The organism is Psychrobacillus sp. FSL K6-4615, from assembly GCF_038008225.1.
GTDB classification, from domain to species: Bacteria; Bacillota; Bacilli; order Bacillales_A; family Planococcaceae; genus Psychrobacillus; species Psychrobacillus psychrotolerans.
Genome location: NZ_JBBOYQ010000001.1, coordinates 1,976,267 through 1,993,165, shown reverse-complemented (window position 1 = coordinate 1,993,165; position 16,899 = coordinate 1,976,267). Strand labels below are relative to the sequence as shown.

Annotated in this window: 12 protein-coding genes and 1 pseudogene; 10 read left to right on the top strand and 3 right to left on the bottom strand. The window is 35.0% G+C overall.

Features of this window, described 5'->3' with window-relative positions; translation table 11 throughout:
- Positions 1–406 precede the first annotated feature (406 nt).
- The 5 genes from MKX53_RS09820 to MKX53_RS09800 all read left to right on the top strand — a co-directional run bounded on the left by MKX53_RS09820 (position 407) and on the right by MKX53_RS09800 (position 2,746).
- Entirely contained in the window at positions 407–748 is a 342-nt protein-coding gene (locus MKX53_RS09820) for a helix-turn-helix domain-containing protein (RefSeq protein ID WP_093534077.1), read from the top strand.
- Positions 749–841: 93 nt separating this feature from the next.
- Positions 842–1,165 (top strand): histidine kinase, encoded by a 324-nt coding sequence (locus MKX53_RS09815; protein ID WP_340910949.1) that lies wholly within the window; start codon positions 842–844, stop codon positions 1,163–1,165.
- Between the two features lie 457 nt (positions 1,166–1,622).
- Positions 1,623–1,754, top strand: a complete 132-nt coding sequence (locus MKX53_RS09810) for a helix-turn-helix transcriptional regulator (protein ID WP_340913314.1) — start codon at positions 1,623–1,625, stop codon at positions 1,752–1,754.
- Positions 1,751–2,125 (top strand): hypothetical protein, encoded by a 375-nt coding sequence (locus MKX53_RS09805; RefSeq protein WP_340910947.1) that lies wholly within the window; start codon positions 1,751–1,753, stop codon positions 2,123–2,125. Before MKX53_RS09810 ends, MKX53_RS09805 begins: the two co-directional genes overlap by 4 nt.
- A 78-nt stretch (positions 2,126–2,203) precedes the next feature.
- Complete coding sequence (locus tag MKX53_RS09800; RefSeq protein ID WP_340913312.1) at positions 2,204–2,746, top strand: GNAT family N-acetyltransferase; 543 nt, start codon at positions 2,204–2,206, stop codon at positions 2,744–2,746.
- Positions 2,747–2,975: 229 nt separating this feature from the next.
- Here MKX53_RS09800 and MKX53_RS09795 read toward each other — a convergent pair whose 3' ends face one another.
- Complete coding sequence (locus MKX53_RS09795) at positions 2,976–5,489, bottom strand: LuxR C-terminal-related transcriptional regulator (RefSeq protein WP_340913311.1); 2,514 nt, start codon at positions 5,487–5,489, stop codon at positions 2,976–2,978.
- A 456-nt stretch (positions 5,490–5,945) separates the two neighbouring features.
- Between MKX53_RS09795 and MKX53_RS09790 the strand changes: the two genes are divergently transcribed.
- The gene (locus MKX53_RS09790) at positions 5,946–7,010 is read left to right on the top strand and encodes an SGNH/GDSL hydrolase family protein (RefSeq protein ID WP_340910945.1); all 1,065 of its coding nucleotides are present in this window, start codon (positions 5,946–5,948) and stop codon (positions 7,008–7,010) included.
- Between the two features lie 16 nt (positions 7,011–7,026).
- Complete coding sequence (locus tag MKX53_RS09785) at positions 7,027–8,163, top strand: hypothetical protein (RefSeq protein WP_340910943.1); 1,137 nt, start codon at positions 7,027–7,029, stop codon at positions 8,161–8,163.
- A gap of 524 nt (positions 8,164–8,687) precedes the next feature.
- Here the strand turns inward: MKX53_RS09785 and MKX53_RS09780 are convergent.
- Entirely contained in the window at positions 8,688–9,374 is a 687-nt protein-coding gene (locus tag MKX53_RS09780; protein ID WP_340910941.1) for a hypothetical protein, read from the bottom strand.
- Positions 9,375–10,255: 881 nt separating this feature from the next.
- Between MKX53_RS09780 and MKX53_RS09775 the strand changes: the two genes are divergently transcribed.
- Entirely contained in the window at positions 10,256–11,578 is a 1,323-nt protein-coding gene (locus MKX53_RS09775; protein WP_340910939.1) for a hypothetical protein, read from the top strand.
- A 691-nt stretch (positions 11,579–12,269) separates the two neighbouring features.
- Positions 12,270–12,488: pseudogene (locus MKX53_RS19710) on the top strand (Ig-like domain-containing protein); the annotation flags it as partial.
- Between the two features lie 735 nt (positions 12,489–13,223).
- Here the strand turns inward: MKX53_RS19710 and MKX53_RS09770 are convergent.
- A complete protein-coding gene (locus MKX53_RS09770) occupies positions 13,224–14,231 on the bottom strand; it encodes a reverse transcriptase domain-containing protein (RefSeq protein ID WP_340910936.1) in 1,008 nt (335 codons plus the stop codon).
- Positions 14,232–14,874: 643 nt separating this feature from the next.
- On the opposite strand from MKX53_RS09770, the gene MKX53_RS09765 reads away from it, so the two are divergent.
- On the top strand, positions 14,875–16,683 hold the full coding sequence (locus MKX53_RS09765) for a M3 family oligoendopeptidase (protein WP_340910933.1): 1,809 nt from the start codon (positions 14,875–14,877) through the stop codon (positions 16,681–16,683).
- Positions 16,684–16,899 lie beyond the last annotated feature (216 nt).

Sequence of the window (16,899 nt, the reverse complement as noted above, 5' to 3'; positions counted from 1 at the left end):
CTTGTTTCGTTTCAAACGTATTCAAGTAAAGACGCAGATTAGTTTTATTAAAGGATTTATGATGAAAAACTACATAATTTAGGCTAAGAGGTAATTTATGGAACCACTCATTTGGGTCTTGTTTGGATTTATAGTTTGTTTTTGTTTTGGTTTGGTACTGAATATACTACTTAAGACGACAGAAAAAAGAGATTGGCTTATTACATTCTTTATAAGTTTAGGTATAGCAATTATAGGAGTGCCTATATTACTATATTAAACATACCATTTGGATGAAGACTAACAGATGTTTATTAAGCTAACGGGTGCTTTACTTCAAGTTTTCAGGTGGTACTTTTTTATAACTAATGTGGTAGGTTTGTGTAAGTAGAATTCAGAATGTTCAAGGAAATATGAGGGGATATAAGTGAAAAATAATTTAATTTCAATTTCTATTTTTAGTTTAGCAATATCTATTGTAATAGGCAGTTGGTTAGTAGCTAATGCCAACAAAGATGTCTATCCAAGTCAAACTGTTCAGGAAGAAAATGATGTTAAAGAAGAGGTAAAGAAATTACTAACACAAGAAGAATTAGCATCGTATTTAGGTTTAAGTGTTGAGGAAAGTAAAAAATTAGGTCCTGTTGGGGGACCACCTACTAGCACGAGTGTACTTCCCTATATAAAAATTGTTGATAAAGTTTATTATTCAAAAGATGCTATCGATAAGTGGTTAGTAGAATATGGCACTGCACATCTGAACAATTAAACTTACGGTTGCTTTACTACAAGAAGGAGTAAAGCTTTTTTTCTTATTGAACTAACGCAGCAGTTTAGTTGAACAAGCGAAAAGGGGTGTAAAGTGAAGAAAGTAATAATATTCAATATAATATTTTGTCTACTTGTTATTTTTATTTGTTACACTTATTTTGACTCTAAATCGAGAAGTGCTGTTGCTTATAATTATGCAGCAAGCTATGTTGAAACAAATTACGAAATAAGAAGAGAGAACATACAACCCTTGGAAATTAATTATCGTATAGGTATGGGTTTATTTGAAATTCTTCTTGAGGATGTATCAACAAAGGAAATTTTCTCGTTTGAAGTAGACATTAGAAAAGATTATTCATTGTACTACTTTAAGGATCTTACCTATGTTCATAGAAAGAATGAAGGCGTTCAATAAAATAGGCTTCTTCAACTCCCATGAAAATTAAAAAATGCTCAAAATATACAAAATTGCATAACAAAAGAGACTCAGAAATTGCTTTTTTAAAAAAGGCTGAGCCTTCAGAATGTTTATCTAGTTGAAAGGTAAATTAAGAATCAACTCCATTCTTGTTAGAATAAAGGCAGGCTGGTGCAATAACCAGAGTAGGATTAATCTCCCATGAGTGCTACTCGTATAGAGTGCGACAGTCTGTGATGCACCGTGGTCGCTGGAGTCAGACTAACGGATGGGCTCAATGGTACCATAGTTGATCGACCTTCTTCGCCAGCCATAGTAACCTATACCCGTTTTTCACATTTTCATTCTCTGTGGTGTAGCGCTGATTTTGCGCTACATGGATGGCTAACGGGTGCTTTAGTGAAATATAGAGTTGGATAATACAGCTCTTTTTTTGTTCAACTAAAGCCGTAATATCTCTAGGCAAACCATAATATCTTTGGAAAAAGGACGTTATGATCCTTCAATCACATTAGCATTTAAGTTAGCTCGTTTATTTAATTGTCATATTGAAGATATTTTTATTTATGAGGAGGACCATCAATGAAACACAATAGAGCAATTTTTGTAATTTTAGGTTTCATTATGCTAATAAATACACTTCTAATTAATGGTGCTTATATTTTTTCAGGTAAGTTTCCAGAAGCATTAATGGCAATTGCTTTAACGATTATGGCGTTCTGTTTAGCTTATTTAGCACCCCACTTTTCTGCAAAAGATGAGCGGGCTCAAAAAATCCGTGAACGTGCAGTATATATTAGTTATTTTTGGGGTATTAGTTTTGCCGTTATTTTAATGATTATTTTCAACCCTACATCGTCGCTTAACCTTGCTGCCTTTCAAGTATTATCACTATTCATGGCATTATATATTTCTACTGTCTTTTTAAATATGGTTTATTATGCAAAAAAATATTAAAAACATTGTTAACGTTGCCAAATAAAAGTAAGGTAAAAACCTCGTTTAGGGAGCAGTAGAGTTTAAAAGGATATAATGGTGAATCCATTATTATTAGATATACCATTACAAATAGAGACAGAAAGGTTATTATTACGAGCACCTAGGCAATCAGGGGACGGTACTATTGTTAATGATGCAATTAAAGAATCTTTTAATGAATTAAAGGCTTGGTTGCCTTTTGCACAGACACTCCCTACTGTGGAGGAAACAGAAGTGAATTTGAGAGAAGCATATATTAACTTTTTCAAAAAAGATAGTTTACGTTTCCTGATTTTCCATAAAGACACTAATGATTTTATAGGAATAACAAGTTTCGAAGGTTTAAACTGGGACATCCCAAAAAGTCATATAGGTTATTGGATTAACACAAGATTTAGAGGTAACGGATATATGTTAGAAGCGGTAAAAGGATTATGTGAATTAGGTTTAAATCATATTAACTTTAAGAGAGTTGAAATTAGTTCATTTGCACGTAGCTCCTTTTCATACTTGTTTCTCGACAATTCAAGTATAAAAGAATCGGAAGTTACGTGCATTTTTTTATGTGCAATTGTAGAAATACCCCAACAAATATTATAGAACTAAAAAATAGAGATAGATGGTTCTGTAAGAAAATAACACAGTTTTATATTAGTCTCGATGAAACATAACATAAGTAAATGAAGTTTTTAAAAAGATCATCTAGAACGCTGATTTATAGCGCTTTAGACGGTATTTTTTATCCGAAAAGGAGAAACTTTTATATTTATTTTCAGGTACCGGGCACTAAAAAAAGTTGAATACGAAATGCGACTACCTCTAAAACGACTTAAGTTAAAATACCTTGATTTTGCTGTGCCAATAAAAGTGCTTGTACACGCGAAGTGACACCAAGTTTACTATAAATGGTGGAAATATAGACACGAACAGTTCCTTGGGAAAGGTCTAGCTCATTTGCAATTTCACGATTCTTGGCCCCTGCAATAATAAGCTTGAGAATATCTTTTTCACGCGGTGTTAACGGCTCAATTACTTGTTTAATACCTTTTAAAAGAGGTATGCACTCCTTGAGTTTGGCTAAATGGTCTTGTAGAAGTGGATTCCAATTTCCTACATAAGAAGGGTTACGGAAATAACGTTCAATAATTGGTAAGACCCCCTTTTCATCAAGGAACGTTCGGATGTATCCATACGTTGCAGCCAATTGAAAGGCATCATGTAACGTCTTAAATGCAACGTCATGATTAGTCATTTGATCATGGCAAATGACTTCTAGTACAGTCGCTTCTATAAGTGTCGCCAGCTGTCCTTCTTGTTGAGCTTCTGTTTTTACTTGAATAATAGTATGTAATGCTTCCTCATTGAGAGAGCTCTTTAATAGGAAACGTGTATACGTAAGCCGCCAAAATGGTTCATATGATTTGGTGATATCTAGTAAAAACTTTGCACTTTCAAGTTCCCCATTTAACAAGTGACAATGAGCTTGCATTATTTTTAGTGTGTTTTTCCAATGTTTTTCGTTTACCTTCTCTGTAATTTGTTGAAGCATTGCCTGTGCAGAAAGTAATTGATCGTGCATAATATACATTTGTGCTTTCAATATGTACATAGGAACATATAAATCCGGCCTGTAATTTTGAAGACCACTATTAATCACAATGGCTAATTCCTTTTCTGCCTCAGTTATTTCATTTAATTCATAGAGCATCGCCACACCAACAGCAAAAATATAAGGTGAAACAACTAGTGTATTCAGTTCGGTATGTCTGAATAACTGCGTGACTTTCGATATGTCCTCGCTTGAAATTAATTTCCCTTTTGAGGCTAATCCCATTCTCAGTAGGTTTATTTCATAATTATTATATGAAATGTCAAGGCTATCCCACTCGGATGACTTCCCCTCGTTCGAAAGTTGTGACTGTAGCAACGATAGAACATAAGGTAGTTTGTCACCGAGCCCGACAAAATAATAGGCTTTCGTTCGGATATAAAGGTTCGTTAAGGCCTCATTTTGTGGGTCATCCATCCACTTTTCTGCCAGGTGTAACGCCTCTAACTCATCCATTAGCTCTTGAGCTAGTTTAAATTGTAACGTTAAAACGGTATTCATAAATCCAGAAATAAGGACCCCATAACTTAACGGGGAAGAAACTTCCCGTAACAAACGTAACCATGCTATGAATTTTCCGGGTTGCACAGATGAAAGAAGTGTTAATAGATGTTCGTCTATAAAACTTACTGCAACGTCATATATTTTATATTTTATAGCGAGCTCAATAGCTTGAATTAACTCGCTCTTTGCATAATAAGTGAAGACCGCTTTTTTTACAATTTGTTTAGTGGTAGGGGCATCATAACGTTTTGCTAACTCATTTCGTAACGCATCTTTAAATAGATGGTGGTATCTATAGGTTATTACAGTGGATGGTAACTGAAAAGTAAATAAGCCATCTTCCACAAGTTGCTGTAGCAAAATTGCGCTATCTGTACGTCCTGTTAACTCGTTACAAAGTGTTGGGTCCAACTCTTGTAAAAGAGAGGTTTTGAGTAAGAAATCCTGAATATCTAAAGGTAGTTTATGAAAAATTTCCTGCCATAAAAATTCGGTTGTGAAAGACTGATACGGCACTATGGTCATATTCTCATTTTCATAGGCGAGGGTTGTCAATATTAAGCCCGAAATCCATCCTTCTGTTTTGTCATAAATGTTTTGTATGTGTGATTCACTCAGTGTTCGATTTGTTGCTTGTGTTAAAAATAACTTGGTATCCTGACGATTGAATTTCAAATCAGACAAATTCAATTCCTGAACCCATTGTTTAACACGCCATTTAGCAAGTGGAAAGGGGATAGCTCTTCGTGATGTAAAATACAGGTGCACATTATCTGGTAAGTACTCAATGGATTGAATGAGAAAGTCATGAATTTGTTGGTCTTGAATGAAATGGTAGTCATCTAACACAATAGTGATTGGATGATGATATGCTGTTAATTCTTCTATTAGCCTATAAAGTCCAATTTTCAGCAAGCTCTGATTTGGGATTTGTAATAAAGAGACAATCGTATCTTCAGACATTGTTTGATAAGCATCATTGATGGCTTTAACTAAATAAGTCCAAAATTGAATGGGGTCGTTATCTCCCTCATCTAGTGCGACCCAAGCAACGGATTCTGGAATTTTTCTAAGATACGCACTTAGTAAAGTTGTTTTACCGTAACCTGCAGGTGCTCGCAGTATCGTAACTTTTTTATAGCTGTTGGCTTTGAATAGGGCATTTAGATGAAAACGTTCAATATATTGTGATGAAAGCTTTGGTATGATTAATTTGGTAATATTTAGCATTGGTTCCAACCGAAAGTACCTCCTTTCAAGTAAAGAAATCTTTATGAAGAGATGATATGTTATCTACTATTTTACTCTAGATTATCTATGATATCGAATGTTAATCTTCTTAATATTAACATTTGTCAGTATTGCGGAGTTAAAATTTCTATTAAAATAATTAGGAGAGTGCATAAAATTGGGAATTCCTGTTCTACATGTTAGCCTATCCTCTCCATATATTATTTAGAATTTCAAAAAACATAGAAATTTCTTTTGAATGATCTCTTTATGTGAGAAAGGATGATTTTGGATTGATGAAATGAAAAATGACAGTAAAAGATAGCCGGAGTAAACAGAGTAGTGTTAAGAATCAAAACATTACCATTCCTCAGTATTGTATTGTTTCCTCTATACAAGTAAAAGAAAAATAAATTGATTTAACTATTTAAATAATATAAGAATGGAGAATTTTTATTGAAGAGGATATGGGTGTTTTTGTTGGTCGGAATATTCACTCTTTTGGTCTTTTGGATTCCTTTTGCTTCAGCCGAAAATGTGAAAATCGACTATGTAGCATTAGGAGATTCTTTAGCAACTGGGCACACACCATATGGAGTTAAGGTAGGTAGGGGCTTTACAGATATGATCAGTGAATCAATTGCAAAAGAAGGAATGTTAGGCTCGTTCACAAAGGCTTATGCGGGTTCTGGTGAAACTAGTGTTGGTCTACTAGAAACATTGAAGCGAGCTGATGTGCAACAATCTTTAAAGGAAGCTGAACTTATTACAATTATTAGTGGAGCAAACGATTTTATCGACGAAATGTACGACCCTAGCAATGGACATATTGATGCGGATGTTGCTAAAGCAACTACGCTATTGAACACGGTTGCAGGAAATTTGTCTACTGCGATTAAACAAGTGAAGTTGTTGAATCCAGGTGCGGATATATATATGTATGGTTATTTTTTTCCATTACCACATCTAACTGACGAGGCAACTAAATTTCAACTGCAACTTGCTTTTACTATGATGAATTCTAAAATGAAAGCAATTGCAGAAAGTGAAGGGATTCACTTTGTCGAGGTAGCATCTCTGTTTGATTTAAACGGAAAAAATTACCTGGAAAAACCAGAAGATATACACCCTAATGAGGCTGGATATCAAGTAATGGCTGATCAATTCTTTCAAAACTACACGATTCCTGTAAATGGTCCTTTTCCAAGTGCTTCCGGTGAATGGGGCAATAAAATCCAAAAAGCAGAATCTGTTGTACCTGACAAAAAGTGGATTATTACATTGAACAAGGAGGTTCGTTCTACTAGTGTACAAAAAGCAATTTACGTAGTGAAAGACGGGGTAAGCCTTGTCCGAGTTGGAGTAGAAATATCTAAAGACAATCCAAAACAAATTATTATTACGGCTCCAAAACAAGGCTATAAATCAGGATCATATCAATTGATGATTACGAATGATTTACAAGATAAGTCTGGAAAGTCTTTAAAAACAAACATACTATTGAACTTTCAAATTAAATAAAAACTTAGGAGGAATAATGATGAAAAAAAATCTAATAAAAAGTACAGTAGCAGCGGCGGTATTATCAAGTTCGATTTTGGCATTTTCTCCAATCGCATACGGGAAAACAACTTCAGTTGATTTAAGTGCAATGAAGAATGAATTAAATAAGGCAACGGAGCAATATGTTAATCCTGCATTAACGGGACTGCTTGCTCCAAGCAGTTCATTATACGTTACATTAAACAGTGTTAAACAAAACTACGAAACTACAAAAAAAACAATCAATGCTTCATCACTCTCTACAAAAAACAAAGCAGCAAAGTTAAGTGAGCTTGATGCTGTATATAATGAAAAAATTAACAAAGGTCTAGTTTCATATATTGATGCATATAACTATGCGACAAAATATTTAGCGCCAATCATGAAAGAAATGCAAGAAGCAGAAGCGGAAAATGATTTTGCAGCTGTTGTAAAAGGGTATCACCAATTGTCTAATCAATTAAAAAATAGAACGTCGATTCTCTATCGTTTTTCTGGCAAAGCAGCTCGTGATTTATTGTTAGAAAACTATAAAAAACCTGCGGATGCAATTCGTAATGAGCTAGCGTTACCAGTAACACTTTATATGAAAATGACAGAGCTTAATACAATATATGCTGCTGGTAAAAAAGAAGAGGCGTTAAAAGCATATGCAGAAGTAGAAGTTTTATTGAAGACTTTACCTGCAACGAATAAATATGCACCGACATTATTGAAAGAAGTAGAAAAGATTAAAACACTAATGAATGCAGCACCTATATTGCCATCACCAAACACAGCGCAAGAGACATTAGATGCAAAAGTTGCAGTATTAATCACTGAATTAAATGCTAGTTATAGTAAAAATATTGCCGTTTCATCTAAAATTTCTAATGCTTTAGTTGTTGCGATTAAAGAAGATATTAGTGTTGAAGCATTTTCTCAAGGATTTTATACAACATTAGTTACTGGATTAAGTATTACAAAAGTTAATGGAAGTGCTCCAACATCGCTGGAAGCATTAGCTGCTATGAAAATGGCTTTTGGTGAAGCAAAATCATTAGCAGATTTGAAAGGGAAAACAATCGTCCTTCCTATAACTGTTAATAATGGTTCAGATCTAGACGTTAAACTTACAATCGTATTTGAATAAAATGACTATCCTATACTAGAATGGTTACATTATATAACAATGGGAAGTGTTGTAAGTACAGACGCTACAAAAGTTATGTTGGATAACACAGAGCTGAAAATCGGATAAATTGGAAAAGTGCCTAGACAAGGGGTGTTGTAAAATAATCAAAGGAAAGATGAGGACTTCTCTTAATCCATCGAATTACGATAGCCGAACTGGATATAGCAATTGCAGAATTAGAAGCAAGAGGATATGAACTTGTAAACGCGATTATAAAGAAATAGTTACTGATTATAAGGGTTATAACAACTATAAAGATAACATTGGTACTAAGTGGAAATACAGTGACAGCTCAGAAAGTGTGAAACGGTGTAGGGCAATGATGAAGCGAATTACTTCTGTGACGAAGGAATCTGTATGACTGATGCAATAATATTAATTTACTTTTTTAACCATTTATTTTAATTTTTTTTTAGAAACAGTCTAATCCACTAAGGAAATAGTTAAAGATATTTTTCACGTTATAGTAATCTTTAGGTTCTTCAACTCCCATGAAAATTAAAATCAAGAGAACTTGGTATGAAGGAAAGACCCGGGAGAATCTGCATACCAAAGATAATATCGGAGAACCGATAGAATTCATTATCCAGATAAGAACAGAATTTACTTCTGCTTTCGGAGATTTGGCTAGATAGTAAATACCAAGAAGAAATGGCACTGACTACCCTTTTTACTCCTTTTTCAACTAAACCAGCTAATAGTTTGTCAATATTTTCACTAAAAAAATTATTCATTTTGTGAATGGCATCATTTTGGATTAAATGATAATCGTCGAATACGATATGTAGTGTTTGCGGAATCGAACCAATCTCACTTAAAAAAGAATCAATCAGAAATTCTAACGATGTCTGATCTTGCAAATTAAATAAAGGAAGAAGAATTTTACCTATATCCGTTTGGGTGCTTTCAGATATATTATGAACAACATATTTCCAAAAACTAATAGGATCATTATCTGCATCATCTATGGAAAGCCATGCAACCGGATCCTTCAATAAATTAAACCACTGACTAAGAAGAGTTGTTTTACCATACCCTGCAGGTGCTTGTATTAATGTTACTTGTTTTGATGCATTACTACGAAGTAAATCATATAACCTATCTCGTTCAACCGTTTCAGCAAAAGCTTGTGGAGCGGTTGTTTTTGCATTTAGCAAAACCATTTGCATCTTGTTATCACTCCTTGTGGGTACTTTTTTTATTGTGGTGGTTCAATTAATCTATATCTATAGTTTATATCTTTTTTGAAATGGGGATAGTCACGAATTTTTTGGTATTTATCACGAAGGAGGATATTCTACAAAAGCTAAATATCTTCTTTATAGGAAATTGAATCACACAAGATATATATTATTTATTCATTTATTCTTTTGTGTAAGATAATAATGCAGGAAGAGAGAAGTCTATGAAATATTAAAAAACTTTGTTAAGTAACTGTTAGTTGGAGTAAAGTAGTCTCATACACTTAGCTGATGATTGTTCTTGCGACTAATAAATGGGGTGTTGAAACTTTACACAGTCCTTTCAAATATTTTATGGATCCAGAAATCTTTAAAGTATACTTTTATTGGTTTCATTAGTCTTAGACGCAGTTGATAATTTCTTTAGGGTTCCTGGTATGTCTAACTGCGATGTTCAATTAGTAGGTGAAATTCCTAATCTTGTTAAACAGTCTAAAATAACAAGTTCCTGATCCTCCTGGGTCAAACGATGTTCTGATACGCAGAAGGGGCGCATAGACAGCTAGCCGTATGGACTTACATAGTGATTAGCTCTGATGGTCATAAACTTACTTTTACACAAATTTATGTCACATCAGGAACAAAAAGTGTTGCAAGAAAAATTAACTAATTATTACTAGAGAGCGTTCCAATCGGAGCGTTCTTTTTATATACTTTTCACAAAAATGGAGCTTAAGAGAAATTTTAAATATTTTTAGTCACTATTAACATTCCTCAGTATTCATATAAACAAAAGTAGTTTAATGTTAGAAGGTATATGATTTGAACAATTCAGAGTATTTAAAAATGCTCTACAAAGGGGAGAAAGTATGAAAAGAAAACTATGGAAAGAAATAATGGTGGCAGTTTTATTAGTTTCAAGTATTTTGTCATTTTCACCAATTGCTTACGGAGAAACAACTTCCATTCAACAATCGATTGATGCAGTAAAAATGGAAATGAAAAAAGCGGCTTTAATCTATGTAGAACCTGCATTAAAAGGGGACCTTGTATCGAGTTCTTCACTTGACGCAGTGTTAAACAGCGTAAAGAAAAATTACCAAGAAACAAGAAAAATCATTCTTGCATCTAGTCTTTCAGAAAAAGAAAAACAGGCTAAATTGAAAGAGTTAGAGGCGTTGTATCATGAGAAAATAGAAAAAGGGCTTATCCCGTACATCGATGCTTATAACTACGCAACGAAGTATTTAGATCCTTTACTTAAAGAAATAAAAGAAGCGGAAGCAAAAAATGACTTTTTGGCAGTTGAAAAAGCCTATCATAAGCTATCAGTTCAACTAAAATCAAGAACATCTATTTTATATCGCTTCACAGGTAAAGCACCTCGTGATCTACTGCTACAGAAGTATAAAAAGCCGGCAGATAACAAGCGTGATGAGATGATGGTTCCTGTGACGATCATCATGAAGTTAACAAATGCACAACAGGTATATCTTGCTGGAAAAAAAGAAGAAGCGGTAAAGTTGATAGAAGATATCCCATCACTTGTAGCAAAACTATCCAGTACAAATGCGTTCCATCAAGCATTAATAAAAGAGTTGGAGAGACTTCAAGGAATCTTCTTCCCAACACCTGTAACTCCGGTAGTTCCTACACCACCAATAACAGGTGGTAGTGGAGGAAGTGGAGGTTCATCAGAAACTCCGGCAGAAAGTGCATTACGTTTAGCGAAGGCAAATGCAATAGCGGAGATTACAAACTATAAAGTTGAAGCAGATTACTCAACAACAAATTGGATAATCATCTTAAACTTAAAAACAACTGGAAAGAACTTAATCAATTCCGCAAAGACAACAATAGAAGTTACACAGGCATTAGATGATGCTAAAGCAGCGATTACACTCATCGAAATTAAATCGTCAGTTTCTACTATCAGTGGAATAACTGTGAACAGTGTACCTGCGATGGTAGATGTGTCGGATTCAAAGATTTATAACGTCGAACTACCAATAGGGACTGTTTTAGCAAACCTAACAGCGGCAAATGTCATTGCAACACCAACAAACGTAAAAGCATCTATAGGAACAGCAACAACGACTGATGGCGGTGCCACATGGAAAGTAGCGGTTACCTCAGAAGACGGTAAGTCTACTACAACCTATACTATAAATGTAACTGTCACTCCTCAATAAAAATAAACGAAACGTTGCGCTATAAGCTGATAAGTCAGTGAAATGTGTGGAATGAAAGATATTCTAACTGCTAAGTTCAATTAGTAGGTGAAATTCCTACTCTTGTTAAACAGTCCAAAATAACGAGTGCCTAATCCTCCTGGGTCCAACGATGCGCTGATACGCAGAAGGGGCTAAGTCAGGTGAAGTCGTACCCGGTAGTGCCGGGGCGGGGTTCTTTAAAAGATTTCTACGGTTAGGAAAACGAATCCATGTAAGCAGGGTAAGCAAGTGTACAGTGTGAAATGTGAAGCTAGGAGTTCACTGTGCATCCCTATAGCCGAAATACTATAGTGGCGATCGACGAATTGACTGTTAAACCGGTCGTTCTTATACCTGGATAGTGGAAACCTAAGGAAATCAAAAAAAGGGATGAGCTTAGTGGAACGTTTGAAGTCTTGCAAGTGGAGGTATTTCAGTACCAGTGATGCACGCAAGATGGCAGCGGGTTCATAGTAGCATAGATAGCTAGCCGTATGGACTTACATGGTAACATGCGAGAAGGAGAAAACTAGCAGGAGCGAAGGAACCCAGTCAGTCGTAAATAAGTTACGGTTGATGGCACGCCGTATGCGATGAAAGTCGCCTGTACGGTGTAGGCTCGTTATAAAACTGAAAGATAGAGAAGGTATAAGGCGAGAATAGCGGATTCATAGGTGCAACGATTACAGGTATAGGAACGCCTGCAACAGTTTTACAATTAGGTGAGATAACTACTAGGACAGCTTCAACAACTGAAACAGGAACAATAGCTTGGTCATCAAGTACTCCTTCAGTTGCTACTGTAGATGCTAGTACAGGCCTAATAACTGCATTAACACAAGGAACGACGACGCTTACTTATACAAGTACTAGCGGTGGAACTAATACAGTTAGTGTAACGGTTTATCCAAAAGCAGCAGTAGTTAATCCAAGCTACCCAGGTATATCTACAACAAGTGGTCCTGTAGCGCCGACACTTTCTGGCTCTGATGCTAGTGCGACAGATAAAAGCTTTTCTTTGGGGATGTTTGTTGGCATATCTGGGACCTTTTACACTTTAACTGGAGTACTAGATGTATCTAGTACTGGTACTATCACAATTATTTACGTTGGTAGAGATGTTAATGGTGTAGTGATTGAAAAAGGTTCAGTAGTTTTAAGCGTAACTTCTTAAAAAATTTAAACGTTTGAAGTAACCTGTGCCGATGTACCACGCAATTCAATATTTTGAGCACCCATTCGGGTGCTCTTTTTCTTTATGTCGCATTCGGAACATAATGCGGCATAAGTTGGATTTTACAAAAGTACGATTGTAAGAATTCTTGTTCAACTAGCGAAGCAGGTGTGCGGCCGAGCCTAGGTCGTATCATATAGCGGCTGGGATTCCCGCCGGGAAAGAACTAGCCATTCACTCGTAGCGAGTCTTGGAGGGCTAATGGTAACAGTAGCCTTTAAGCGTAGACAGTTAGGTGGCGGGCCGAAAGCCAAATGGTTGAAGGGATTGAGCTCCATAATGTTAGTAAAACGAGAGGGGTGATGCCTTACCTGCGGCAGAAAACTACATTTTATTCTTCGTTAAAGGCAAGAAGGATAAAACCTCTCTGGGGTCAGAGACCTTGGCACGTCACACATGGATATGATACGGCAACTCGGGAGACCCTACCGGTCTTTTCTTATAGAAGAGTATGGTGTACAAGCGATAATAAGCAAGGAAACCAAATGCCGTTGTAAGGAGTCGGATAGCAGCATAGTACCAATGAAGTTGGGTAATGCTGATGGAGCCTTGCGGTGTGCCTTTATCTGTCTTGTATTTCTTTCCTTCCTCCATGTATCCACCTTTAAGAAACCTACCTATTATTCTTAGTAAGTTAGGGTCAGCGATTCGCAGTTTTAAGAACTCCATCATCCATATGTGGTCAACGTTGTCAAAGAATCCTTTAATATCTACATCTACTATATAATTTACTGATTTCTTTTCCATATAATGATTTAATATTTTCAAAGCATCGTGGCAGTTACGATTTGGGCGGAACCCAAAAGAGCAATCTAGAAAATCATTTTCATAGATGGCATTTAGTATTTTGGTAATGCCTTTCTGTACAATCTTATCTTCGTGTTCCGGTATCCCTAATGGTCTTTTCTTGTTGGAGTTTAACTTTGGAATATACATTCTCCTTACGGGAACAGAATGATAACTTTTACTTTTAAGCCTACTTACTAAATCCTCTATGTTTTCCTCTAGTGTCTCACTGTACTGCTCTTTAGTTGTGCTATTAATCCCCGTTGCCTTCTTATTAATTTTGGTTTTAGTTGGATGAAGTTCGAGTTTACATATATTCATTCTCTTGTTTAGGGATTCAAGCAACTTCTTTGCTTCTTCCTCTGTCTTACAGTGGATGACTGCGTCATCTGCGTACCTAGCAAATGGATTGTTAGGATGATTGATTTCCATCCATTTATCAAACGTATAATGAAGAAATAGATTTGCTAATACCGGACTTATGACCCCACCTTGCGGTGTGCCAGAGGTACGTTCTTTTATTCCTTTATTCGTTTGAAACGGTGCTTTTAACCATCTTTTGATATATAGCTTTATCCATTCTACTTTTGTATGCTTTTCTACCGCTCTCAATGTAGCATCTAATAAACCAAGTAAGGTAGTAGTTATTATAGAAATAACTGGGACTGATAGTAATGGTAAATTATTATTCAGGGCAAAAGGGTATGAAGATGTTGGAGGTCAATTTGAATATGATCTGACTTCCACAAGAGAATGAATATTTAAATGATGGTCAACAAGTGCTTATATAACCAAATGGTGCTGTGCTTAGTTAAACAAGGGCTATCACTTTTTGAAGAATAGGGGTGTAGAAATAATATTTTGCTATTCGTTATCTAGTTGAATAAGAAAAGAATGATATCTATTAACCGATGGTGTTCTTTTCGTCCACATTATTTCTATTAGGTTGAACAAGCTCTTTTTTCTTATTTCACTACGAAGCAGTTTAGTTGAATAAACATACGGAGAAATTGCTTTCTTAATATTTTGTTGAAGTAAATGAGATCATATGTTGTATAAAAGGATAGATCTATACAGGTGTACTCTCATGTTGATCTATCCTTTCTTTTTAACCTATAAAATGTGTGTCATTCTATTAATTATTGGGTTTTACAACTATTTACTTCACTTTTCTGCCCTCTAATGCTCCAAAATATGCTAGAATAAAACATATGTTCGTAATGGAGTTAACATAGATAATTCTAGGAGGAATACGATGGAGAAAATGAGTTATATCAAAAATTGGAACTTGGATAAGATTTTTCTAGGTGGAAGCAATTCAAATCAATTTTTAGATTATGTAAAGCAATTGGAAGTTCTTGTATGCGATTTAGAAAGATGTGTTAAATCATTTAATCCTCCAATATCAAGAAATGAAGTGGCTAACTTGCGAAATTTAGTGGTATATATTGGAGAAATTTGCATCAACTTGTCACAAGCCAATTCATTTATCACCTGTCTTCTTTCACAAAACACAAAGGATCAAGATGCAGCAACTTTGCGAGGAAAAGTAGGTCAAATAGAATCCAATTTTGAAAAAGAATTATCAAAGGTGAAAATAATATTAGCAAATACAGAGCAGGATGTATGGGAATTTTTAATTGAAACTAAAGAATTAGAAGATTATAGAGTTGTTCTGAATGAATGGCGGGAAAATACAAATACGCATTTATCAGATGATGAGCAAAATTTAATATCTGATTTAATGGCTGATGGATATCATTCATGGGGTCATTTTTATAATGCATTAGTAAGTAGTATTAACCTAAATATTCAAGTTGATGGAGAAGAAAAGAATTTATCAGTAGGGCAAGCTATTAACTTACGATCTCATCCTAATGAGGAAGTGCGAAAGGAATCTCATAATGCTTTAGAATCTATATGGGAAGAAAAAGAAGAGCTATTTGCAAAAATATTAAATCACATTGCTGGCTTCCGTTTACAAGTACAAAAAAAGTCTGGAGTAAAAAGTGTATTAGAAGTACCTTTGAAAGATAACAGAATGAAGGAAGAAACAATGAATGTCATGTGGTCAGTGATTAGTAAATATAAAAAACCTTTCTCGGATTACTTGAATCGAAAAGCTGAAATGATGGGCGATTCTAGCATGAAAGCTTATAACTTTTGGGCTCCCTTTACCAAGAGCAATCAAACGATACAATACGACGAAGCGGCTGAACTAATTACGGAACATTTTAGTCAGTTTGGAACCGAATTAGAAAATTTTGTTAAGCAAGCTTTTAATGAGGGGTGGATAGAAGCTGAAGACCGCGACAATAAGTCAGCTATCCCATTTTGTGCTGGTTTTCCGCTTACTAGTGAATCACGAGTTTTTATGACCTTTGGGGGTACTTTTTTAAATGTGTTAACTCTTGTTCATGAATTGGGTCATGCATTTCATAATTATGCTATGAAGTCTGTTAATGGGGTGAATAAACGTTATCCTATGAGCATCGCAGAAACAGCTTCAACCTTTTCAGAAATGATTATTTTTGATGCCGCAATGAAAAAGGCAAAATCAAAAGAAGATAAATTGATTATATTAGATGAAAAATTAAAACGTAGTGTCATGAACTTTATGAATATCCATTCGAGATTTTTATTCGAACAGAGATTTTATGAAGAGCGTAAAGAAGGGATTGTTTCATCAAAGCGTTTAACTCAGTTAATGGAAGAAGCAATACATGAAGCGTATGACGGATCCTTAGAACAGCCTTCCACTTACTCTTGGGTATGGACACCACATTATTATATTACGAAATCTCCTTTTTATAATTTTCCATACACTTTTGGGTATTTATTTGCTTTAGGTATCTTTGAAAAGGCAAAGGAGAAAGGAAAAGAGTTTGAAAAAGATTATCTGAACTTACTTCGTGATTCAGGAAGTATGACCGTAGAAGATTTAGTTATGAAACATTTAGGAGAAGATATTACTTTGGAGGAATTTTGGGGAAAAGGAATGGAAATGTGTGTGAAAGATGTGGAGGAATTTTTAAAATTAACTTCATCAGATGATATTGAATAAGGAGTTGTTGATTCGATAACTCCTACTTGTATTTGATATGTGCGGTTGCTCAACAAATACAGTCACATTATTTAGGTTTATTTAAATGAGAAAAACATACGACAAATGAACTTCTTTTAGTAGTGCGCTTACAAATATCTTTGTGAAAATTTTTACTTAACTAAAGGGTGCTTTAGCGGAACGTGGATTGCTTTAACAACTCATGAAACAAAGACC

Excerpts from the sequence above, each read along its gene's own strand:
- MKX53_RS09805 (WP_340910947.1), top strand. The coding sequence starts at position 1,751 with ATGAAACACAATAGAGCAATTTTTGTAATTTTAGGTTTCATTATGCTA.
- MKX53_RS09795 (WP_340913311.1), bottom strand. The coding sequence starts at position 5,489 with ATGCTAAATATTACCAAATTAATCATACCAAAGCTTTCATCACAATAT.
- MKX53_RS09785 (WP_340910943.1), top strand. The coding sequence starts at position 7,027 with ATGATGAAAAAAAATCTAATAAAAAGTACAGTAGCAGCGGCGGTATTA.
- MKX53_RS09780 (WP_340910941.1), bottom strand. The coding sequence starts at position 9,374 with ATGCAAATGGTTTTGCTAAATGCAAAAACAACCGCTCCACAAGCTTTT.
- MKX53_RS09775 (WP_340910939.1), top strand. The coding sequence starts at position 10,256 with ATGAAAAGAAAACTATGGAAAGAAATAATGGTGGCAGTTTTATTAGTT.
- MKX53_RS09765 (WP_340910933.1), top strand. The coding sequence starts at position 14,875 with ATGGAGAAAATGAGTTATATCAAAAATTGGAACTTGGATAAGATTTTT.